Source organism: Beijerinckiaceae bacterium, assembly GCA_004564215.1.
GTDB lineage: Bacteria > Pseudomonadota > Alphaproteobacteria > Rhizobiales > Beijerinckiaceae > Methylocapsa.
In genome coordinates this window covers 105,024-127,118 of record CP024846.1, presented here as the reverse complement: position 1 = coordinate 127,118, position 22,095 = coordinate 105,024, and the positions used below count along the sequence as shown (strand labels likewise).

Sequence of the window (22,095 nt, the reverse complement as noted above, 5' to 3'; positions counted from 1 at the left end):
GCTAGGCTGATGCGGACTCACATTACCGAGCGGCTTCATCCGCCGCTTTTCCCCGCGTCAAATGGCTGTGACTGCGACCGTAGAAAAAGTAAATGGCAAGGCCGATGACCAGCCAGATGGCAAGCCTCACCCATGTGTCACTCGGCAAGCCCAACATTAAGAGGACGGCAGAAATGGCGCCAAGCGGCGCTACGGCATATACCAGCGGGGTCTGGAACGGCCGGTGAACTTCCGGACTCCGTTTGCGCAGAACCAGCACGCCCACGCAAACAATTGCAAACGCGAACAATGTGCCAATGCTGACCAATTCGCCCACCAGACCGATCGGCAGCAAACCCGCCAAAATCGCGACAATCACTCCCGTGATCAGGGTGATGATATAGGGAGTCCTAAACGTCGGATGAACAATCGCCGCGAACTGAGGAAACAGGCCGTCGCGCGCCATCGAATAGAAGATCCGCGTCTGCCCGAGCAGCAGCACCAGAATCACCGAACTCAAACCGAGAATCGCACCGAGTTTGATGACGCCGGCAAGCCAGCCAAGGCCGATCACATCGGCGCCGAGCGCAATCGGATCGGGGACGTTCAACTGGTCGAAAGGAACGATACCGGTGATGACAAAGCTCACGAGGACGTAAAGGACCGTACAGATCGCCAAGGAGCCAAGGATGCCAATAGGCATATCGCGTTGAGGATTGCGCGCCTCTTGGGCTGCCGTCGAGACAGCGTCGAAACCGATATAAGAGAAAAAGACAACCGCGGCGCCGCGGAGGACTCCGCTCCAGCCATATTGGCCCGGCGCGGCATTGGGCGGAATGAAGGCCCCGTAAGGATTGGACGGCGTCACCCAATTCGCCTTGTTGATGAACCATACGCCCGCCAGGATGAAGGCGACGATGATCGCCAGCTTGATGGCCACGATCACATTGTTGACGTTGGCCGATTCCTTAATTCCGATGACGAGCAATATCGTGGCCAGAAGAATGATGAACATGGCCGGAATATTGACGACCGCCCCAGTAAGCGACCAGGCTGCCGTGGCCGGATCATAGGCAAAGGGTGCAACGGAAAACTCTGTCGGAATATTGATGCCGAGGCCACGCAGGAAGCTTGTCACATAGCCGGACCAGCCGATGGCCACAGTCGTCGCGCCAAAGGCATATTCGAGGATCAAGTCCCATCCGATGATCCAGGCGATAAACTCACCCATCGTCGCATAGGCGTAGGTATAGGCGCTGCCCGCCACCGGAACGGTCGAAGCCATCTCCGCATAGCAAAGGCCGGCGAAGGTGCAGACGATGCCAGCAAGGACAAACGAGAGACTGACCGCGGGTCCGGCATGCGCAGCCGCGGCATGACCGGTCAGAACAAAGATGCCGGCGCCGATGATGCAGCCGATGCCAAGGCCGATAAGGCTCGCAAGGGAGAGAGTCCTATGGAGCGGAACGCTGCCGCGGAGGGTTCCAAATTCGATATCTTTTGCCTCAGCTTGAAGCATGGCAATTGGTTTACGCGCCCAAATATTTGTCATTCCCCTGGCTCTCCTGGGTCTGGCATGCGCCAATAGGCCTGCCCGAAGCCTTGTTGCATGTTTTCGCGGTGGAGGACAACGAAGCGGCCCAACGGGTGCGCAATTTGACGGGAGAACCCTGCGGGGTCAAACTCCTGGCGCTAGAATTGCAGTTCAGCCCCGCGCTACCTTTACAATCCGCCCTGTCAAGTCCGGAACGCTGCGGCAATGCCTTTGCCCTACAAGGTCCATATTGCCCAATCCATGAGCGAGATCGACGCCGCTGAATGGGACGCTTGCGCGAATCCGATGGCGTCCTCGGGCGCTGTTCTTCAGCCTGAGCAGGTCTTAAGCGAAAGCGGCGCGACTCCAGCGCTCTCAAATTGTCAGTCGACGTACGAAGAGGAACGCTTCAACCCTTTTATAACCCACGCCTTTTTGAATGCGCTGGAAACCTCCAAATCGGTTTCTTCCCGGGCGGGCTGGACGACGACCCATATCCTCGCGAAGGACGCGCAGGGACGGTTGGCCGCGGCGGCACCAGCCTATTTAAAAACTCATTCCATGGGTGAATATGTGTTCGATCATGGCTGGGCGGACGCCTATCGCCGCGCCGGCCTGGATTATTATCCAAAGCTCCAGGTCGCGGTGCCTTTTACCCCGGCAACCGGCCGACGCCTCTTGACAGCGGCGGGACATGGTGAAGCTGCACGCCAGCAATTGGTTGCAGGCCTTCGCGTATGGCGCGAAAAAATCGGCGCGTCGTCGACCCACATTACGTTTCCGACTCGATCTGAATGGGAAGCGCTCGGTGCGGCGGGATTCTTGCTGCGCACTGGACAACAGTTTCACTTCATCAATAAGGGCTACACGGATTTCGAGGCCTTCTTGGCCGAGCTCGCTTCCCGGAAACGCAAGATGATCCGCCGCGAACGCAAGGAGGCGCTCACCGGCGGAATCGAGATCGAGCTCTTGACCGGCGCCGCCATCAAGGAAATCCACTGGGACCTGTTTTTTCAATTCTATACAGACACCGGTTTTCGCAAATGGGGGACGCCCTATCTTACCCGCGAATTCTTCTCCACCGTGAACGCGGCGATGAGCGACCATATTCTTCTGGTGATGGCGAAGCGCAATGGCCGCTACATCGCCGGCGCCCTAAACTTCATCGGTAAGGATGCGCTCTACGGGCGCAATTGGGGTGCGATCGAGGAGCAACCTTTTCTGCATTTCGAGGTCTGCTATTATCAGGCGATCGAATTTGCGATTTCGCGCGGCATTGGCCGGGTCGAGGCTGGCGCCCAAGGCGAACATAAGCTCGCGCGCGGCTACGGCCCCGTCGAAACCTATTCAGCGCATGACATAGGTGACCAGCGCTTTGCCGGGGCGATTGCCTCTTTTCTTCAGAAGGAGCGTGCTTACGTCGACGAAGCGCTCCGGGAATATGGTGAGCTCACGCCTTTCAAAAGAGAAGATTGACCAAAGCCGCGATCCTTGGCACATCGAATCATCTATTGATGGAGGCTGAGAATGCCGACGCCAGCCTATGACGACACCAATATTTTCGCGAAAATCCTCCGGGGCGAGCTTCCGTGTCATAAAGTCTTCGAAGACGACGTCGCCCTTGCCTTCATGGACATTATGCCGCGCGCCGACGGCCATGTTTTGGTGCTTCCCAAATCTCCGGCACGCAATATTCTCGATGTCGACCCCGAGGATTTAGGAAAGCTCATGGCCCGCGTGAAGCGCATCGCGCTGGCCGTGAAGGCGGCGCTCGCCGCCGACGGCATTACGATCCTCCAGTATAACGAACCCGCAGGTGGGCAAGTCGTGTTTCATTTGCACTTTCATGTGCTGCCGCGCTGGAAGGACGTCGAGCTACGGCCGCACACCGGCACACCGGAAAAGCCCGAAGTGCTGGAGGCATTTCGCAAAAAAATCGCCACGGCGGTCGAGACCGTCTGAACTCAAAGAAAAAGCCGACGCTTGGGCGCCGGCTTTTATGATTTCAGTTGGGCTCGCAGACGATGTTTAGTGCTTCAGATCCGGTTCGCCGCTGCGCACGGTGGCAGGTTCATCACCATCCGGCGCATCATCTTCCGGCAGATCCTCGTCCAGCTCATCGTCGCCATCTTCGCCCTTGAGACGGCGCGATTTGGCCCGGCGCACTTCCGGTTCGGCACGAACACGCTTCTTGCCGGCCTCGACAATATCGCGCTCGGGACGCGGAAGGATCGGGCCTTCAGGAAACACAAAGCTCAATTTCTTGACGCCATCCTCCTCGGCCGTGACGACAACCTTCACCGCTCCGCCATTTTTCAACCTTCCGAACAAGACTTCATCGGCAAGCGGTGTTTTGATCGTCTGCTGGATGACGCGCGCCATCGGCCGCGCCCCCATCTGCTCATCATAGCCGTGTTCGACCAGCCAGTTGCGCGCTTCGTCGGTCAATTCGATCGTGACGTTGCGATCGGCGAGCTGGGCTTCCAGCTGCATGATGAATTTGTCGACAACCTTGATAATGACCTCAGCCGGCAGATGCCTGAATGTCACAACCGCATCGAGCCGGTTCCGGAATTCCGGCGCAAACATCCGGTTGATCGCTTCGACATCCTCGCCTTCCCGCTTAGTGCGGGTGAAGCCATAGGCCGCGCGCTGCATGTCGGCGGCGCCCGCATTGGTGGTCATGATCAAGATGACGTTGCGGAAATCGACGGCCTTGCCGCTATGATCGGTCAGCCTGCCATGATCCATGACCTGCAACAGGATGTTGTAGAGATCGGGATGGGCCTTTTCGATTTCGTCGAGCAGCAGGACACAATGGGGATGCTGATCGATCGCATCGGTGAGAAGCCCGCCCTGATCGAAGCCGACATAGCCGGGCGGCGCGCCGATCAGCCGCGAGACCGTGTGGCGCTCCATATATTCCGACATGTCGAACCGGACGAGCTCGACGCCGAGGCTCACCGCGAGTTGACGCGCAACCTCGGTCTTGCCGACACCGGTGGGGCCGGAGAAGAGGTAGCTGCCAATCGGCTTTTCACCATCGCGCAGGCCGGCGCGCGCCAGCTTGATCGCCGCCGTCAAGGCCTGGATCGCGTTGTTCTGGCCATAGACCACGCGCTCAAGCGTCTCGGTGAGATGCTCGAGAACTTCGGCATCATCCTTCGAGACGGTTTTGGGCGGAATCCGCGCCATGGTTGCAATGGTCGCCTCGACTTCCTTGATGCCAATCGTTTTTTTGCGTTTGCCTTCCGGCAGTAGCATCTGACTGGCACCGGTCTCGTCGATCACGTCGATCGCCTTGTCCGGCAATTTACGATCGTTAATGTAACGTGCCGAGAGTTCCACCGCGGCTTTCACGGCCTCGTTGGTGTAGCGGATCTTATGGAATTCCTCGAAATAGGGTTTCAGCCCCTTCATGATTTCGATCGCATCGGGAATCGTTGGCTCATTGATGTCGATCTTCTGGAACCGCCGCACCAGCGCGCGGTCCTTTTCGAAATATTGCCGATATTCCTTATAGGTCGTCGAGCCGATGCAGCGCAGCGTCCCTTGCGCCAGAGCGGGTTTCAGAAGGTTCGAGGCATCCATCGCGCCGCCGGAGGTGGCCCCGGCCCCAATGACCGTGTGAATTTCGTCGATGAACAAAATCGCCTTTTTGTGATTCTCGATTTCCTTCATCACCTGTTTCAGGCGTTCTTCGAAATCGCCGCGGTAGCGAGTCCCCGCCAGCAAAGTCCCCATGTCGAGGGCGAAAACCGTCGCTTCGGCCAGCACCTCTGGAACCTCGCCCTTGACGATCTTGCGCGCAAGGCCTTCGGCGATCGCGGTCTTGCCAACGCCCGGATCCCCCACAAGCAGCGGGTTGTTCTTGTGCCGGCGGCATAGGACCTGAATGGTACGCTGAACTTCCATCTCGCGGCCAATCAGCGGATCGATTCGCCCGTCACGCGCCTTCTTATTGAGATTGACGCAATAGGCATCGAGCGCGCCTTCCTTTTTCTTCGACTCGCCACCCTCTTTTGCGTCCTTCGCTTCCCGAGCCTCGGTTTCTTCCTCGGTCCCGCGCGGGGTCTTCGTGGAATCCGAAAGGCCTGGACGCTTGGCGATTCCATGACTGATGTAATTCACCGCATCGTAGCGGGTCATGTCCTGTTCCTGCAGGAAATAGGCGGCATGGCTCTCGCGCTCCGCAAACATCGCGACAAGTACATTGGCGCCGGTGACTTCTTCCCGTCCGGACGACTGGACGTGGATCACCGCCCGTTGAATGACACGCTGGAATCCCGCGGTTGGCTTGGCATCCTCGCGATCGTCGCTGACCAGATTGTCAAGCTCCTGGTCGATATATTCGCGAAGGTTCTTTTTCAGAAGATCGAGATCGACCGAACACGCGCGCAATACTGCCGCCGCATCCCCGTCTTCCGCCAAACTCAGCAGCAAATGCTCGAGCGTGGCGTATTCGTGATGCCGCTCATTGGCTATCGCCAGGGCCCGATGCAGCGATTGTTCAAGGTTACGGGAGAAGGACGGCATAGGCTCCAACCTCTCATTTCTTTTCCATGATGCATTGCAAAGGATGCTGATGTTTGCGGGCGTGATCCATGACCTGTGTCACCTTTGTCTCGGCTATTTCATAGGTAAAGATCCCACACTCCCCGACCCCATGCTGATGCACATGAAGCATAATGCGCTCCGCCTCTTCTGGTCCCTTGTTGAAATATTTTTTTAGCACGGAGACCACAAATTCCATGGGGGTGTAGTCATCATTCAAGAGCAAGACCCGGTACATGCTTGGACGCCGGGTCTGAATTTTGGGCCTTGTAATGACCGCCGTGCCTGGGTTCCCCTCTCCGCCCCGCTGCGGATCCTTGGCGGCGAAAACCGGGCGAGCGGAGGCACGCGACGGACCGCGACCGGAACCGACGCGGGCTGCGTTATCGATTTGGGGAGTAAAATTCCGAAAGACTTCGTCCGCCACCGCCAAACCTCGACCTTCCAAAGGCTCCCACCGCGCAATCGCTTCCGCGGCGGACCACCAGTGAACGACGTCCGGGCTGTGCCGGCAAGCAGGAATTGACAACACGGCCCAGCGTTCGATCAGCTTTCCAATCTTAGCGCCGGTTCGCGTGGGGAGCCACACGAGTTTTTGTGCAAACCACGTCGTTTCACCAACATCTCTGCCCGCGAACTGGCCGCGCGCGCCGAAAAAACAGGCAGTCCCTAATTTGGGGCGGTCGCCACCTCTTTGCAACAAAAAGCCCGGCGAAAGCCGGGCTCGTTGGGATGCGCAGGAACTGTCTTCGATTCGGCAACAGAAATGGAGAATGACACAACGAAGTTGTCATCAAACCTTTAACTATGGCTTGACCGTATCTACCTCGGCCTTGCGATGCCGGTCTTCGTCGCCGCGGCCTCGAGAAGAGAGCGATAAAGATCGCCCATTTTTACAAGATGCGCCAGATAGTTCGCATAGGCCGTCTCAGTATAGCTTGTCTGGACCTCAACAATGGTACTCAGCGATCTGGCCCCGAGCAGCGTTTTCATAAAAACCGCGCCATTGTCGAAATATTTTTTCGAATAGTCGGTCGCTTCAGCGGTCAATTGCTGCAAGCTCTCGGTGAAGGAATTCGCCACCGATACCGCGGCATCAAGCTGTTTGTCGCTCAACTTCTGCAGCGTGTCGATTTCCTCGGCCACAGCCTCTTCGATGAGATGGGCTTCGCTGACTTCCACCGGCTTGGCTATGGCGGGCTCGCTTCGCCCTGCCGGGGTCTTCTCCTGCGGCGCGGCGCTGGAGGTTTTTTTGGAAGCGCCCCTTGGCGCAGATGTCTCAACCGGCGCGGTCACGGCCTTTACCGTCGCCCCGGCCTCCGATGATTGAGCAAGCTCATCTTCGCGCTTGTCTTCGGTCTGCGCCATATCGGTTTCCTTTCAAGAAATGAAAAGGCGCTTGTCGTTGCGCCCGAAGCCGGGCCGATCACGACTTCAACACTGCGCCCTCCAAGGCTCAGCGAGGATCGCTGAAAATGACGCCGCATTCGAAGGATGTGCCGTCCCCGAATTGTTAAAGACTCACCATATTTTTAGCACGAAAAGGCCCGACGAAAGGTCGAGCCCTTCAAAGTTTTAACGCATCCCCAGCGGGTGCTTCCGGCAGATGATAGAGGGGTCGTCGTAAGAATTGCCGGAAACGTCTGCGTCAGAAGCTCAATACTTGCTTTGAGCTTTGGAAATTGCGCTTTCGATCGGCTTGAAAGCTTCCTTGGCCAAGTTCGAATAGATCTCGCCAAACTTGGTCGCCTGCGCGAGGAAGCCCGAGTAGCTGCTCTTGGCAAAATCGGTTTGAATTTGAATAGCGCTTTCCAAAGACTTGGCGCCTAGCAGCTTTTCAATATAGGCAGCGTTATTTTCGAGCGACGTCTTGGAAAAATTCGCTGCTTCAGTGGCAAGTACTTGGAAGCTCTTGACAAAAGAATTCGCTGCCGTTGCGGCTGTCTCGAATTGTTCCTTGCCGAATTTCTGGACGTCGTCAAAGTCAGTAGCCATGTGTTTTCATCCTCAGTCGATGCTGTGCCGGCTCGCCTAAGACCGAGACGGCTAATCTGCAGCTCAAGCGGCCGCTGCCATTTAAAATAGTGCGTTGCACAAATCACGTCAAGTTGATGGTGCGGCGCACAATAACTGCCCCGCCATAAATGACGCCATTTCTCAGCGCAGCCTTAACCAACCGGTAACCGCGCCAGCATAGCGTTCTGCGAGAAAACCTTTCGAATTTCCGCGACTTGAAGCTTTCCGGCGGCCAATTAGGGACCAGCAACATGTTGGAGATTGACGCGACGCTTTGTCGCAGAGAAATTGGGGCCGCTCGTTTTTGTCTTGGTTTGGCCTTGGCAGCGACCTGCATCCTCGCAACTCCCGCGGAAGCACGCCACAGACATCGCTATTATTCAGCCCATGCCGCCTATTCCCACCGGTCCCATCACGGTCATTTTTCTCGCTACTCCCACGCGCGTGAAGCCAGCCCATCCAAAATTGCAGCGGTCGTCGTCGACGGCAATACGGGGCGCGTTCTTTACGCCCGTAACGAAAACGACCGGCGATATCCCGCTTCCATCACCAAGGTGATGACGCTTTATCTTTTGTTCGAACAGCTGGAAAAAGGTCACCTTCGACTCGACAGCGAGATTCGCGTTTCCGCGCACGCCGCCGCGCAAAAGCCCACCAAGCTTGGCCTTCGTCCGGGCGAAACGATCAGTGTCGACAACGCCATCAAAGCGGTCGTGACCCGCTCGGCCAATGATATTGCGGTGACCATCGCCGAAGCCCTTGGCGGCAGTGAAGAGCGATTCGCCGAACTCATGACGAACAAGGCGCATGCGCTGGGGATGAACAGCACGCATTTTGCCAATGCGTCCGGCCTTCCCAACGACGAACAGCTGACCACCGCCCGCGATCTGGCGATTCTCGGCCGCGCCATTCAGGAGCGCTTCCCGCGCTACTACCGGTATTTTTCGACGCATGTCTTTTACTATGCCGGCGCGGCGATCAAGAATCACAACCATCTCCTCGGCCGCGTCGAGGGAATGGACGGAATCAAGACGGGCTACATTCGCGCCTCCGGCTTCAATCTTCTCACATCGGTGAAGCGCAATGGACGCTACATCGTCTCCGTGGTCCTTGGAGGCAGCAGTGCGAGGACACGCGACAAGATCATGGCCGATCTGATCGAGGACCAGATCGACAATGGTGCGACCGTCCGTACCGCTGCGTTGATCACCGAAGCAGCCGCACCCGCGCAGGTTGCCGAGGCGACCGAGATTCCGCGCGCCATTCCCCGCGCGGTTCAGCCCGAGCCGAAGGCACCCACGGGACTGGCCTTTGCGCCCAATCCCCCAAGAGCTGATCTCGCCGTCGATGCCATTCGCGTCGCGTCGCTGAACGGCGATCTGGCCATGCAGCGGCCACGCCCGGCATTTGTTTCCGGGGCGCCAAAAGCTGGCGAGCCACGTGCCGCCCAGGGCGAAGGCAATCTGAAACAGGCAAGCCTTGATGGTTCAACCCTGCAAAGCCGCTCGGGCCACGGCGCCGAAGGGTCCACGGCAACTCCCTCCGTGATGCGGGCAAGTTCCGACTTTGCCACGGGAAGCCTTCGCAATTCCGAAAAACTGGTCGTCGCCAAGAGGGAAGTGCCTCAGGACGACGAAGTGAAGACGATCGACAGCCACCGCCCGGCCGCCGCGCGCAATGGCTGGATGATTCAAATCGGCGCGACCACCGATGTGGCCAAGGCCAACGAGCTTCTCAGCCGGGCCAAAGCCGAAGGGCACCGGACGCTCGCCTCCGCGCAAGGCTTTACCGAAAAGATTCAAAAGGGATCGGAAACATTTTATCGGGCTCGCTTCGCCGGGCTCGAAGCCGACACTGCGGAACTCGCCTGCAAAACCCTTAAACGTTCCGGATTTTCCTGTTTCCCAACGAAGAACTGAAACCTCAACACCAAATGCCCCTATGGACTTATTGATGACGCCGCATCAGGACATCTTTGGCTTCGTTGACACGAGCCGCCAGATCCGTCGATCCCCCGTGATCGGGATGCAATTTCTTCATCAGAGAGCGGTGCGACCGAACGACTTCCTCGTCCGAAGCGCCTTTTTGAAGTCCCAGAACTTCATACGCTTCATCTTCGGACATTATACTGGAGCGCCGGCCCGAGCGTCGGCGCCCCGCGTGGCCTTGATTTTGACTTGCCGCACGCCATCCGGAAAACCGGCGGTCGAGATAGGCTTCCATCAGCCGAGCGCCCTCGGGATCGTCCCGGCAACACATGTCATAGACCGCTTCGCAATGCGGTCTTGTCAGACTGTCCAGTGACTTGCCTTCGTCGGGGCCGGCCAGGATCGTCCCGCGCATCTTGCCGGATTCATGATCAAGCTCCATTTCGATCATCGCCGATCTGACAAATGACGTCTTTTGCGGATTTGGCTTTCGGGAAGAACCAAACAAGCGCTGCAAGGATCCGCCGCGCCATCCAAGCAACCAGGCTCCGAGCCCGCCAAGCCCAATCGCCATGTCAATGCGCCCCCGAAATAACAAAACCGCGGCCGCAAAAAGAGCCGCTCCCCCACTGCCGTTTCTGATCATCCGAGCGAGCGAGGCGGCATCAGCTTGAGCAAAAGCCCTCAACGCGTATAGCGCGAGAGAAAAAAGTACAATCCCACTCAGAAGATAGATCATTCTCCGCCGCCGCCTCAGCGCAATTGCGACAATAGATGGTCTGCCGCGGTCGCGCCACGGGCCCGCGCCTCGAATTCGAGCGCCCGCCGGCCACCCGCCGCATAAGCCGCCGCGGCCGAAAGCAGCGCGATCAAGCGCTCGGGGGCGGATAGATCGAAGGTAGCATAGGCGCCGCCGGTCAACATTGCGATCTTTTGAAACGCCTGCTCCGCCGCTCGGTCGCGTCCTTCCTGAAACAGAAACGCTTTCACGCCCAGCAACCCCATTTCCGCGGCAAGGCCAGACAGAACGTCGAGCTGTTCTTCCATCGCGTCGCCGACGAAGACCAAGGCGCGCACCGGAGTTTTGCGTGTCTCTTCAAGAACGTGACGCAACACTTTCTCGATCTGAGTCTGGCCGGCGCCGACCGCGATTTTGGTCATCAGGGATCCCAGGCTTTGGCCGCCTGCAACAAAGCGCGACGCCTTGCATTCCGAGAAGCCCCGATAGTAGACGAGTTGGACATCGAGGCCGCCGTGCGCCGCCGCGGTGGCGAACATCTTGCCCTGAACGCTTTGCGCCATGTCCCAGGTGGCCTGCCGGCTCATCGTGGCATCGAGGGCAAAAATCAGCCTGCCCCGCCCTGGGTCAGCCGGGGACGGCAGCTTCGCGGCCGTTTCTAGAAAACTGTCGATATCGGATTTCGTGCTGGACTTTGGCACGATCGCCGCACCCTTGTCCCCGGTTCGGCCCACTTGGCTCCTCGCGAGTAATAGTTTTGTCTTTTATAGATCGTGCCGACAAGGCCCAACGGCAAGCGCTTCTTGTGCCGGCACCGACCCTACATAATGTGCCTGCAAAGCTTTGCAAAAATCAACTGGCCGCGCCGAACGGTCCGCGGCCGATGCCACGCATTTTCGACTGCAGGACGATTCGGAAGCTCTATGCGACCTCGTATTTTTCGATCGACCAAGCCTCCGCTTGGGCCTGCGCGCGCCAATCTTGGTACGCCGGCAAGACCGACATGGCTTCCATATAGTCTTTGGTGACCGGCGTAACCTCTACATCGTAAACATGGAGCCGGTTGACGATCGGCGCAAACATCGCATCTGCGGCGGAGAATTGGCCAAACAGAAACGGCCCAGCTTGGCCAAACTGCTTGCGAGCCTGGGCGAAGGCCTGTTCGATACGGGAAATATCGGCGCTTGCCTCCGGGCTTAAGGCGCATTTGTGAACCGGCCGGCGCATGTTCATCGGCAAGAGCGATCGCATCGCCGCGAAGCCTGAATGCATTTCGGCGGAGAGCGACCGCGCTTGCGCCCGGGCCGCCCGCTCGCTCGGCCAGATTGCGAGCTGCGGATTGAGCTCGGCGACATATTCAATGATCGCAAGGGAATCCCAAACCAGAATCTCGCCATCCCGCAGGGCCGGGCATTTGCCTGACGGGGAAAAGCGCGAGATCTCCGCGCGCGTCGTCTCCTGCGCCAACGGGATCACAACCTCCTCGAACGGAATGCCAAAATGACGCATCAGGATCCATGGACGAAACGACCAGGATGAATAGGTTTTGTTGGCGATGAGGAGGGTCAGACTCATGGAAGGGTTCCTGAATTGATCGACGGCGCGCCCATCGACGAACGGACGATGGCCATGCCGCGAAGAGTGTGGCGGGTTAAGGCGCCGGAAAGAACGCGCTGGTCTTGCCGGTCAGCCAATAGGCCAAGAGGCCGACCCACTCGCGAACGCCGAAATCCAACATGAATACCCTTTCGCTCGGGGGTATAGGAGATAGGAAATCGCGGTCGTCCCCGAGCGTGCGATAGGCGACCGGATAGGGTATCACGTCGAAACCCAACCTCCTGAAAATGCCGACCGAGCGCGGCATATGCCAGGCTGAGGTGACGAGCAGCCAAGTCTCGCCGGGTTTCGGCTGAACGAGGTTGCGCGTCAACACGCCATTTTCCCATGTATTGCGCGATTTGGCTTCGAAAGCCATGCGCTCCGGCGGGACGCCCAGAGCGAGCCAAAGCTGCCGTGCACTCTCCGCCTCAACCGGCCCCTCGCTCGGAAAAGCCGCCGATCCCCCGGTGTAGATGAGCCGCGCGTCGGGGTACCGCCGCGCCAATTCGACGCCGGCGGTAAGGCGTGCCGCTTCCGCGTTCAAGGCAACCTGGCCGCGGGCCTCGCTTCGGGTCGGTTCGACCGCGCCGCCGAGGACAATGATGCCAGTTGGAGCTGCCATTTCGACCGGTGGACTAGGAAATCGGTTCTCTAAGGGGCGGAGAAGGAGCGCGCCGAACGGCGTCAGCAAGCCGATCGCGAGAACCAAAATCGCACCGATCATGAGCGCGCGCCCGGCCCGCGCGAAACGGGTGAACAGCAAGACCATTCCCAAAAGGGCGACCAGGACGGCCAGGGACACGGGCTCGGCAACGAACCAAAAGATTTTTGATGCGGCGAAAAACATGTGCGATCCGGCGGAAGGTTTGGGGAGAGTCGAGGGGAGGCCACGAGCCCCTTCTCTGTGGCAGACGCTGGCGCCGAAAATCAGCGCGCGATCTTATCACTCCCTCAATCCGGCTCGGGCTCCTCACGATCAATTTCGTCGCTCGATCCGGGCGCGACCGGAATGGCGTAGACGCCGCTCAGCCAGCGATGAAGATCGATATCGGCGCAGCGTTTTGAACAGAAGGGACGAAATTCCAAAACCGAAGGCTTGGCGCAAATCGGGCACATCCGCGTCCGGCGTTGATCCTCACTGGCATTTCCCGAGAGACGATTTTCGGTTTTTGGCGCTGGCATCGTTTCATCCCAAGCGTAACAGCGGTCGTCACACTTTGTTCAACCATGAAACCAGCGCCGGATAGCCTTCTCCGGCCAGTAACGACATGGTTTCATAGAGCGGCAAGCCGACGACCGCGGAATATGAGCCGACAAATTTCTGCGCGAAGGCGCCGGCCAAGCCCTGGATTGCATAGCCTCCCGCTTTGCCCTGCCATTCGCCCGAACTGAGATAGGCTTCGATCTCGTTTGAGGAAAGGCGTTTGAAACGCAACCTGGTCTCGACGAGCTTGTGACGTTCGTGGCCCTTTGGCGTGACAAGGCAGATGCCGGTGTGCACCCGATGCGCCCGCCCCGACAGCAGCCGGAGGGATTGCGCCGCTTCCGCAACGATCTCGCATTTGGGCAAAATGCGACGGCCAACGCTCACAACCGTATCGGCGCCAATGATATAGGCATTTGCCAGTTCGGGCCGCGTTGCCGCGAGCTTTGCGGCGGCTCTGGTCTTTTCCTGGGCAAGCCGTGCCGCGAGGCTGCGCGGCAGCTCATTCTTGCGCGGCGTTTCATCGAGATCGACAGGGAGCAAAGCATCCGGTTCGATACCGATCTGCTGCAGAAGCGCGAGCCGTCGCACCGAGGCCGATGCCAAAACAAGTTGCGGGCGCCAGGCCCTATCTTCGCCGGTCATCGGCCATTGCCTGAATTGGGATCATTTGAACCGGTAGGTAATGCGACCTTTGGTCAGGTCATAGGGCGTCATTTCCACCAGCACCTTGTCGCCGGTAAGAACACGAATACGATTCTTGCGCATCTTACCCGCCGTGTGAGCAATGATCTCGTGGTCGTTTTCGAGTTTTACGCGGAATGTCGCGTTGGGGAGCAATTCGACAACGGTTCCAGGAAATTCAAGCAATTCTTCCTTCGACATTTGTTTCCTTATTTGTAGACCGCCGTCACTGCGCGGCGGTCCAGCGGAGCTTATTCGGGCGGACCCTAATGGAGAACCGCGCCTTTGTGAACATCGGCCAGGTGTTTTTGTGAGCGAACCACAGGCGCGCGGATTACCCCCGCGACGGCGCAGCGGGTGAGGCGCCGGGCCCTCTCGCGGCGTCTTCCGCCGCACAGGCGTTGAAGCGACGAATCGCAAAGGGAATCGTCGCCAAATATATAACGCTTAAGCCGATCAGCATTTCCATCGTAAAGGTCGCCAGCAGCAGGAGGCAGGCGACAATTCCGAAAAGCACGAAAATCACATATTCACGCGGCACGCGGCCGATTTTCTTGCCGGAAAAATGCGGGATTCGGCTGGCCATCAAGAGCGCGATGATCAAGACATAGGCGATTTCCAGGGGAACCAGAGCGCGGACATTCGGAACCGCGAGAACGGAGAGGTGGAGATAAAGCGGCAAGAGGCTGACGATGGCGCCGGCCGGCGCCGGCATTCCGGTAAAAAAATGGGCCTGCCATTGCGGCCGATTCGGATCGTCGATCATGACATTGAAGCGGGCCAGGCGCAGCGCCGCCGCGATCACGAACACCAGCGCCGCGAACCAGCCGAGGCTCTTGAATTGGTTGAGGCTCCAGAAATACAGGATAAGCGCCGGGGCCACCCCGAAATCGACGAAGTCGGCCAGCGAATCAAGTTCGGCGCCAAACCGCGACGTGCCGCGCAGGGCCCGCGCGATCCGGCCATCCAATCCATCCAGAATGGCGGCGACTATCACCGCGACGACAGCGATTTCGAACTGGCCTTCGATCGCGAAACGGATCGCGGTGAGGCCCATGCACAACGCCAGCAATGTTACGAGATTGGGCAGGATGATGCGCATGGGAACCGCGCGAATGCCGCGCCTTCGCCGTGGCGGGCCGGACCCGCCCTGCTCGGCGGCATCGCCATAAAGCGGCGTTACCTCGGCGCCGTGTTCCCGTGGGCCGGGCGAACCGTCTTTTCGATACATGCTCATCGGCGCACCATAAGCGCGCCGCACAATTGCCACAAGCACCCGATCAGGAAGCGCGCTAACTTCTCCCTCCGGGTTCACAGGGGCTCATTTCTCGTCTAGGGAGACACCCGAGACCGGAAACGACAAGCTTTCTGGCCCCTGCTACAAGGACGCACTGCGGGTTTCAAGCGCAGACGCGGCCTTTTTTTGTGTGTTCAGACGAGATCCAATGCCCAAACGGACGGATATTTCAACGATCCTGATTATCGGGGCTGGACCGATCATCATCGGTCAGGCTTGCGAATTCGATTATTCCGGCACGCAGGCCTGCAAGGCCCTTCGCGAAGAGGGCTATCGAATCGTCCTCGTCAATTCCAATCCGGCAACGATCATGACGGATCCGAACATGGCGGATCGGACCTATGTCGAGCCGATCACACCGGAAATCGTCGCCAAGATCATTGCCAAGGAGCGCTATGTCGTTCCCGGCGGCTTCGCGCTTCTGCCCACCATGGGCGGACAGACAGGCCTGAATTGCGCGCTCTCCTTAAAAAAAATGGGCGTTCTGGACAAATTCGACATCGAAATGATCGGCGCCAGCGCAGCGGCCATCGACATGGCCGAAGATCGCAAGCTGTTTCGCGAGGCGATGACCCGGATCGGCCTTTCGACTCCCCGTTCCCATCAGATTAAGACTCTGTCGCAAGCTCTTGCAATTCTAGATGATATTGGTCTTCCAGCGATCATCAGACCGTCGTTCACGATGGGCGGCACCGGCGGCGGCATCGCTTACAACAAGGCTGAATTCATCGACATTATCGAAAGGGGAATCGATGCCTCGCCGACCAGCGAGGTTCTGGTCGAGGAAAGCGTGCTCGGCTGGAAAGAGTTCGAAATGGAGGTCGTCCGCGACAAGGCGGATAATTGCATCATCGTTTGCTCGATCGAGAATATCGATCCGATGGGCGTCCACACCGGCGACTCGATCACCGTCGCCCCCGCGCTGACCTTGACCGACAAGGAGTATCAGATCATGCGCGATGCCGCGCTCGCGGTCCTGCGCGAGATCGGCGTCGAGACCGGGGGATCCAACGTCCAGTTCGCGGTCAACCCGAACGATGGGCGCATGATCGTGATCGAGATGAACCCGCGCGTCTCGCGTTCCTCGGCGCTGGCGTCGAAAGCGACAGGCTTCCCCATCGCAAAAGTGGCAGCGAAACTGGCCGTCGGTTTTACGCTCGACGAAATCGCCAACGACATTACCGGGGGCGCGACCCCCGCGTCTTTTGAGCCTTCGATCGACTATATCGTCACCAAGATTCCGCGGTTCGCGTTCGAGAAATTCCCCGGCGCCGAAGATACCCTCACGACGGCCATGAAATCGGTCGGCGAGACCATGGCGATCGGCCGGACCTTCGCCGAGAGCCTGCAAAAGGCTCTGCGCTCCCTCGATACCGGCTTGGACGGGCTCGACGAAATCGAGATCGAGGGATTGGGCCTCGGCGATGATATGAATGTGCTCCGCGCCGCCTTGGGCCGTCCGACGCCCGACCGGTTGCTTGTCGTTGCTCAGGCCTTGCGCCAGGGCATGCCACAGAATGAGATCTATGAGGCCTGTGGCATCGATCCCTGGTTCATCGCGCGGCTGCAGGAGATTCTCGACCTCGAAGCCAAGGTCCGCATGCATGGGATCCCGGGCGATGGCGCCAATCTGCGAATGCTGAAGGCGGCCGGCTTTTCCGATGCGCGCTTGGCCGCGCTCGCGCAGGTTCCGGAGACCACGGTCAAAGCCTTGCGCCATAAGCTCGGTGTGCGCCCGGTGTTTAAGCGGATCGACACCTGCGCGGCGGAATTTTCCTCGCCGACCGCCTATATGTATTCGACCTATGCTCCCCCGTTCGGCGCCGCGCCTGCTTGCGAATCCCGGCCGACGGCACGCGAAAAAATCGTCGTCCTGGGCGGCGGCCCAAACAGGATCGGGCAAGGAATCGAGTTCGATTATTGCTGTTGTCATGCCAGCTTCGCCCTGCGCGAGGTCGGCTATGAAACGATCATGATCAACTGCAATCCCGAAACGGTTTCGACCGATTACGACACATCGGATCGGCTCTACTTCGAACCGCTGACCGCGGAAGATGTGCTTGAAATCCTTGCCAAGGAAAAAGAAGCTGGAAACCTCAAGGGTGCGATTGTCCAGTTTGGCGGGCAAACGCCGTTGAAGCTCGCGCATGCGCTTGAAGAGGCGGGCATTCCGATTCTGGGAACATCCGTCGATTCGATCGATCTCGCGGAGGACCGTGATCGCTTCAAGCGGCTGCTCGACAAGATCGGCCTGAAGCAGCCAATGAATGGAATCGCTTATTCCGTCGAGCAATCGCGTCTCATTGCCGCGGATCTCGGCCTGCCGCTCGTCGTGCGTCCCTCTTATGTGCTGGGCGGCCGGGCGATGGCGATTATTTTCGACAAAGCGGCGTTCGACGATTACCTGCTTGGCACCTTGCCTAGCCTCGTGCCCTCCGAGGTCAAGGCGCGCTATCCCAACGATAAGACCGGACAGATCAATACGGTTCTTGGCAAGAACCCGCTGCTTTTCGACCGCTATTTGTCGGACGCCGTGGAGATCGACGTCGATGCTCTCTGCGATGGCAAAGATGTTTTCATCTGCGGAATCATGGAACATATCGAGGAGGCGGGGATTCATTCCGGCGACAGCGCCTGTTCTCTGCCGCCGCGCTCGCTGACCCCTGAAAAAATCACCGAGCTTGAAGACGAGACCCGCAAGCTCGCCTTGGCTCTTGGCGTCGGCGGCCTGATGAACGTTCAATACGCGCTGAAGGGCGGCGAGATCTATGTTCTCGAGGTCAATCCTCGCGCGGCCCGCACCGTGCCCTTTGTCGCCAAGGTCATTGGGGTCCCGATCGCAAAGATCGCGGCGCGTATCATGGCGGGAGAGAGCCTAGCCGCGTTCGGACTGCTGCCTATGCAGCTCGATCACATTGGCGTCAAGGAATCGGTGTTTCCATTTGCGCGGTTTCCCGGCGTCGATACCGTGCTGGGGCCGGAAATGCGCTCGACCGGCGAAGTCATGGGGCTCGATCGTTCGTTCGAGATCGCCTTCGCAAAAAGTCAGCTCGGCGGCGGCACAAAAGTGCCGACGAGCGGCACAGTCTTTGTTTCGGTCCGCGATTCGGACAAGCCACGCATCCTCGATTCGACGAAATTATTGGCGGGCCTTGGCTTCCGCATCTGCGCCACGGGCGGTACAGCGCGCTATCTCGAGGCCCAAGGCGTCTCTGCACAAAAGCTTAACAAGGTCTCAGAGGGCCGGCCCCATGTCGTTGATTTTATCAAGAATGGCGAAATCCACCTTGTGTTCAACACGACGGAAGGCGCGCAAGCTCTTGCAGATTCGCGATCATTGCGCCGCGCAGCCCTCTTGCATAAGGTGCCTTATTATACGACGCTGGCGGGAGCGATCGCCGCCTCGCAGGGGATTCGCGCCTATCTCGCCGGCGATCTGGAGGTCCGCGCCCTGCAGGATTATTTTAGCTAAAGCGCAGCCTTAACCCGCGCGCCTTCATGGCGGTGCCCAGCCTCTGCGAATCTGCACCCCTTGCGGCCGGTTTCGTGAAGGTGTCTGTTAAGATTCGGGACGCAACGACGCTGGCGGAGTTTCCGCCGATGTGGGGTCTCAGCAAAGGCATAGGCAAGGAAACCGCTTTGGCGTGTACCACCATTATTCGCCGAATATTGAACCGGCAATCGTGACGACAAAGAAGACCAGCAGACGTGAAAGAGATGAGGATGGACAAGTTCCCCATGACGGCGGGCGGATATACTGCCCTCGAAGAGGAGTTGAAGCGGCGCCAGCAGATTGAGCGTCCGCGCATCATCCAGGCGATTGCGGAAGCGCGATCGCATGGCGACTTGTCGGAGAATGCGGAATATCACGCCGCCAAGGAAGCACAGTCCTTGAATGAGGGGCGCATTGCCGAACTCGAGGACAAATTGTCTCGCGCCGAAGTTATCGACGTGTCGAAGCTTTCCGGGACGACGATCATGTTCGGCGCAACCGTGACGCTGGTCGACGAGGACACGGAAGAAAAGAAGACCTATCAGATCGTCGGCGAAAGCGAGGCCGATGTGAAGGCCGGACGCGTGTCGATCACCTCACCGACCGCACGCGCGCTCATCGGCAAGAAAATCGGCGATTCGGTCGAAGTGAATACACCCGGCGGCGGCAAGAGCTATGAGATTTTGAATGTGGCGTTTCAGTAGAGCGGCTGGCCGGCGCGTCCCCTCCATATCCGGGCGCATCGTACCAAAAGGTTTCACGTGAAACCTTTTGGTACGATTGTTCAGATCACGGGGCATCGGGTTTGGGGAGTTCGCACAGAGCTCCGAGCTCGGTGCCGCTAAAAACATGCCCCCGCGTCAGGAACCGAACGCCGTCCGGCGCCTCCAGGGAAAATCCCGAGCCTCGCCCTGGCACAACGTCGATGATGAGTTGCGTATGCGACCAGACTTCGAACTGGGCGGCGCCGATATAAACCGGACAGCCCGCGATCTCGCCGAGGAGAACATCGCTGGCTCCGGTCCGAAACTCCTTAAGCGGAAAGCACATCGGCGAGCTGCCATCGCAACAGCCCCCCGACTGATGAAAAAGAAGCGGCCCGTGGATTTCCTTGAGCCGCCCGATCAGGTCTTCCGCCTGCTTTGTAGCGACGACGCGTTCGACCATCACGAAATCTCCCAGCAGCGGGCGCAGGCGCGCCCGCTTTATGTGTCGGAGCTCAAAAGAAGCCGAGGGCCTTGGGGCTATAGCTGACCAGCATGTTTTTCGTCTTCTGGTAGTGGCCCAGCATCATCTTGTGGTTCTCGCGGCCGATCCCCGATTGCTTGTAGCCGCCGAAGGCCGCGTGCGCGGGATAGAGATGATAGCAATTGGTCCACACGCGCCCGGCCTGGATCGCGCGGCCGAAGCGATAGGCGCGCGTCCCATCCCGTGTCCAAACGCCAGCGCCCAAGCCATAGAGCGTGTCATTGGCAATCTCGAGCGCCTCCGCATCGTCCTTGAACGTCGTGACGGAGAGAACCGGCCCAAAAATCTCTTCCTGGAAGATGCGCATCTTATTGTGGCCTTCGAGAACCGTCGGCTGGACGTAGAACCCACCGGAGAGCTCCGGCCCCACATCGGCCCGCGCGCCACCGGTCAAGACCTTGGCACCTTCCTGCCGCCCGATGTCGAGGTAGGAGAGGATTTTTTCGAGTTGATCGTTGGACGCTTGGGCGCCGATCATGGTCGCCGGATCGAGTGGATTGCCCTGCTTGATGGCCTTCACCCGTGCGATGGCCCGCTCCATGAAGCGGTCATAGATTTTCTCCTGCACCAAGGCCCGCGACGGGCAGGTGCAGACTTCGCCCTGGTTGAGGGCGAACATGACGAAGCCTTCAAGCGCCTTGTCAAGGAACTCGTCGTCCTCGGCGGCGACGTCCGCAAAGAAAATATTTGGGGACTTGCCGCCAAGTTCCAATGTCACCGGGATGATGTTCTCGGACGCATATTGCATGATGAGACGTCCGGTCGTCGTCTCGCCGGTAAAAGCGACCTTGGAGACGCGCTTGCTTTGCGCGAGCGGTTTGCCGGCTTCGACCCCAAAGCCATTGATCACATTGAGGACGCCGGGCGGCAACAGGTCGCCGATCATATCCATGAGAACCATGATGCTCATGGGGGTTTGCTCGGCCGGCTTCAGCACGACGCAATTGCCGGCGGCAAGCGCGGGCGCGAGCTTCCACACCGCCATCAGGATCGGGAAATTCCACGGTATGATCTGCGCCACCACGCCGAGCGGTTCATTGAAATGATAGGCTACCGTGTCATGATCGATTTCGCTGAGGCTTCCCTCCTGGGCGCGGATGCAGCCGGCAAAATAGCGGAAATGATCGATCGCCAAGGGCAGGTCGGCGGCTTTGGTCTCGCGAATGGGTTTGCCATTGTCGATGGTTTCCACCAGCGCCAGAAGATCGAGCTTCTGTTCCATCCGATCGGCGATGCGCAAAAGGATCTGCGAACGCTCGGTGGCGGAAGTCCGTCCCCAGGACTCCCGCGCGGCATGCGCGGCATCGAGCGCCAATTCAACGTCTTCTGCCGTGGAACGGGCGACTGTACAGACCGTATGCCCGTCAATCGGTGAAATATTGTCGAATTTCTGGCCCTTCGCCGCAGGAACCCATTTGCCGCCGATGAAATTGTCGTAATGTGGCCGGATCGCAATCTGATTGGCGATGTTGGCCAGTATTTTGTCGACCATGCTTGCCTCCCTAATATTTGAAGGGTCTGGGAACCTCCCTCATGGAAGATGGCATCCCAACGCGGCCCAACGTGTTGAAGCTTGCTGCTTCGCTTTTACGAAGAATCTAGCACATCCGGCTATTTGAGAAGAGTCCGATTGACACTGACGAACGCAACTCCGCGGGGGCACCGTCGTCCGCCGCCCGCGCCGCGACCGAGGACTTAACGCGGAGCAACATACCCCAGGCTGAGCCATCTGGTCACGCCGCCGTCATGCAATATGTATGATAAGGACTCTCCTTCTGATTCCAATCGGTCCCCCCTGCCGCGGTACAGGAACCCCCCAT

The 22,095-nt window shown here is 58.8% G+C and carries 21 protein-coding genes; 6 read left to right on the top strand and 15 right to left on the bottom strand.

The genetic code is table 11. The features are described from left to right. Positions 1 to 22 precede the first annotated feature (22 nt). Positions 23 to 1,531 (bottom strand): amino acid permease, encoded by a 1,509-nt coding sequence (locus tag CU048_00490; protein ID QBR70007.1) that lies wholly within the window; start codon positions 1,529 to 1,531, stop codon positions 23 to 25. A gap of 207 nt (positions 1,532 to 1,738) precedes the next feature. Here CU048_00490 and CU048_00485 point away from each other — a divergent pair, with 207 nt between their 5' ends. Beyond that, positions 1,739 to 2,989: a GNAT family N-acetyltransferase gene (locus CU048_00485; protein QBR70006.1), complete on the top strand. Its 1,251-nt coding sequence runs from the start codon at positions 1,739 to 1,741 to the stop codon at positions 2,987 to 2,989. A gap of 51 nt (positions 2,990 to 3,040) precedes the next feature. Further along, positions 3,041 to 3,475 carry an HIT family protein gene (locus CU048_00480; GenBank protein ID QBR70005.1) on the top strand — a complete coding sequence of 145 codons (435 nt, stop codon included), beginning with the start codon at positions 3,041 to 3,043 and terminating at the stop codon, positions 3,473 to 3,475. Positions 3,476 to 3,541: 66 nt separating this feature from the next. On the opposite strand, the gene clpA is transcribed toward CU048_00480, so the two are convergent. From clpA to CU048_00460, 4 genes are all read right to left on the bottom strand, one after another. Then, positions 3,542 to 6,049, bottom strand: coding sequence for an ATP-dependent Clp protease ATP-binding subunit ClpA (clpA, locus tag CU048_00475; protein QBR70004.1), 2,508 nt, complete (start codon positions 6,047 to 6,049; stop codon positions 3,542 to 3,544). A 13-nt stretch (positions 6,050 to 6,062) separates the two neighbouring features. After that, positions 6,063 to 6,458 (bottom strand): ATP-dependent Clp protease adapter ClpS, encoded by a 396-nt coding sequence (locus tag CU048_00470; GenBank protein QBR72539.1) that lies wholly within the window; start codon positions 6,456 to 6,458, stop codon positions 6,063 to 6,065. Positions 6,459 to 6,889: 431 nt separating this feature from the next. Beyond that, positions 6,890 to 7,435 (bottom strand): hypothetical protein, encoded by a 546-nt coding sequence (locus tag CU048_00465; protein QBR70003.1) that lies wholly within the window; start codon positions 7,433 to 7,435, stop codon positions 6,890 to 6,892. Positions 7,436 to 7,723: 288 nt separating this feature from the next. Beyond that, positions 7,724 to 8,062: a Phasin gene (locus tag CU048_00460; protein QBR70002.1), complete on the bottom strand. Its 339-nt coding sequence runs from the start codon at positions 8,060 to 8,062 to the stop codon at positions 7,724 to 7,726. Between the two features lie 272 nt (positions 8,063 to 8,334). Between CU048_00460 and CU048_00455 the strand changes: the two genes are divergently transcribed. After that, entirely contained in the window at positions 8,335 to 10,002 is a 1,668-nt protein-coding gene (locus tag CU048_00455; protein ID QBR70001.1) for a D-alanyl-D-alanine carboxypeptidase, read from the top strand. A 28-nt stretch (positions 10,003 to 10,030) separates the two neighbouring features. Here CU048_00455 and CU048_00450 read toward each other — a convergent pair whose 3' ends face one another. The 8 genes from CU048_00450 to pssA all read right to left on the bottom strand — a co-directional run bounded on the left by CU048_00450 (position 10,031) and on the right by pssA (position 15,468). Then, entirely contained in the window at positions 10,031 to 10,747 is a 717-nt protein-coding gene (locus CU048_00450; protein QBR72538.1) for a molecular chaperone DnaJ, read from the bottom strand. Between the two features lie 17 nt (positions 10,748 to 10,764). Further along, complete coding sequence (locus tag CU048_00445) at positions 10,765 to 11,454, bottom strand: hypothetical protein (GenBank protein QBR72537.1); 690 nt, start codon at positions 11,452 to 11,454, stop codon at positions 10,765 to 10,767. A 217-nt stretch (positions 11,455 to 11,671) separates the two neighbouring features. Beyond that, positions 11,672 to 12,325: a glutathione S-transferase gene (locus CU048_00440; protein QBR70000.1), complete on the bottom strand. Its 654-nt coding sequence runs from the start codon at positions 12,323 to 12,325 to the stop codon at positions 11,672 to 11,674. Between the two features lie 76 nt (positions 12,326 to 12,401). Next, on the bottom strand, positions 12,402 to 13,196 hold the full coding sequence (locus tag CU048_00435; GenBank protein QBR69999.1) for a YdcF family protein: 795 nt from the start codon (positions 13,194 to 13,196) through the stop codon (positions 12,402 to 12,404). A gap of 104 nt (positions 13,197 to 13,300) precedes the next feature. Beyond that, positions 13,301 to 13,531, bottom strand: coding sequence for a DNA gyrase inhibitor YacG (locus CU048_00430; protein QBR69998.1), 231 nt, complete (start codon positions 13,529 to 13,531; stop codon positions 13,301 to 13,303). Between the two features lie 28 nt (positions 13,532 to 13,559). After that, positions 13,560 to 14,198, bottom strand: coding sequence for a septum formation inhibitor Maf (locus CU048_00425; protein QBR69997.1), 639 nt, complete (start codon positions 14,196 to 14,198; stop codon positions 13,560 to 13,562). Positions 14,199 to 14,219: 21 nt separating this feature from the next. Then, complete coding sequence (locus tag CU048_00420; GenBank protein QBR69996.1) at positions 14,220 to 14,438, bottom strand: translation initiation factor IF-1; 219 nt, start codon at positions 14,436 to 14,438, stop codon at positions 14,220 to 14,222. 133 nt (positions 14,439 to 14,571) lie between these two features. Further along, the gene (gene pssA, locus CU048_00415) at positions 14,572 to 15,468 is read right to left on the bottom strand and encodes a CDP-diacylglycerol--serine O-phosphatidyltransferase (GenBank protein ID QBR69995.1); all 897 of its coding nucleotides are present in this window, start codon (positions 15,466 to 15,468) and stop codon (positions 14,572 to 14,574) included. Positions 15,469 to 15,682: 214 nt separating this feature from the next. Between pssA and CU048_00410 the strand changes: the two genes are divergently transcribed. Genes CU048_00410 through CU048_00400 form a run of 3 tightly spaced genes read left to right on the top strand, consistent with a single transcriptional unit; the run spans position 15,683 to position 19,731 of the window. Then, complete coding sequence (locus CU048_00410; protein ID QBR69994.1) at positions 15,683 to 19,006, top strand: carbamoyl phosphate synthase large subunit; 3,324 nt, start codon at positions 15,683 to 15,685, stop codon at positions 19,004 to 19,006. A 26-nt stretch (positions 19,007 to 19,032) separates the two neighbouring features. Continuing rightward, a complete protein-coding gene (locus tag CU048_00405; protein QBR69993.1) occupies positions 19,033 to 19,221 on the top strand; it encodes a hypothetical protein in 189 nt (62 codons plus the stop codon). A gap of 36 nt (positions 19,222 to 19,257) precedes the next feature. Then, a complete protein-coding gene (locus CU048_00400) occupies positions 19,258 to 19,731 on the top strand; it encodes a transcription elongation factor GreA (protein QBR72536.1) in 474 nt (157 codons plus the stop codon). 85 nt (positions 19,732 to 19,816) lie between these two features. On the opposite strand, the gene CU048_00395 is transcribed toward CU048_00400, so the two are convergent. Further along, positions 19,817 to 20,194, bottom strand: a complete 378-nt coding sequence (locus tag CU048_00395; GenBank protein QBR69992.1) for a DUF779 domain-containing protein — start codon at positions 20,192 to 20,194, stop codon at positions 19,817 to 19,819. A 52-nt stretch (positions 20,195 to 20,246) separates the two neighbouring features. Further along, a complete protein-coding gene (locus CU048_00390) occupies positions 20,247 to 21,767 on the bottom strand; it encodes an aldehyde dehydrogenase (GenBank protein QBR69991.1) in 1,521 nt (506 codons plus the stop codon). Between the last annotated feature and the right edge of the window lie 328 nt (positions 21,768 to 22,095).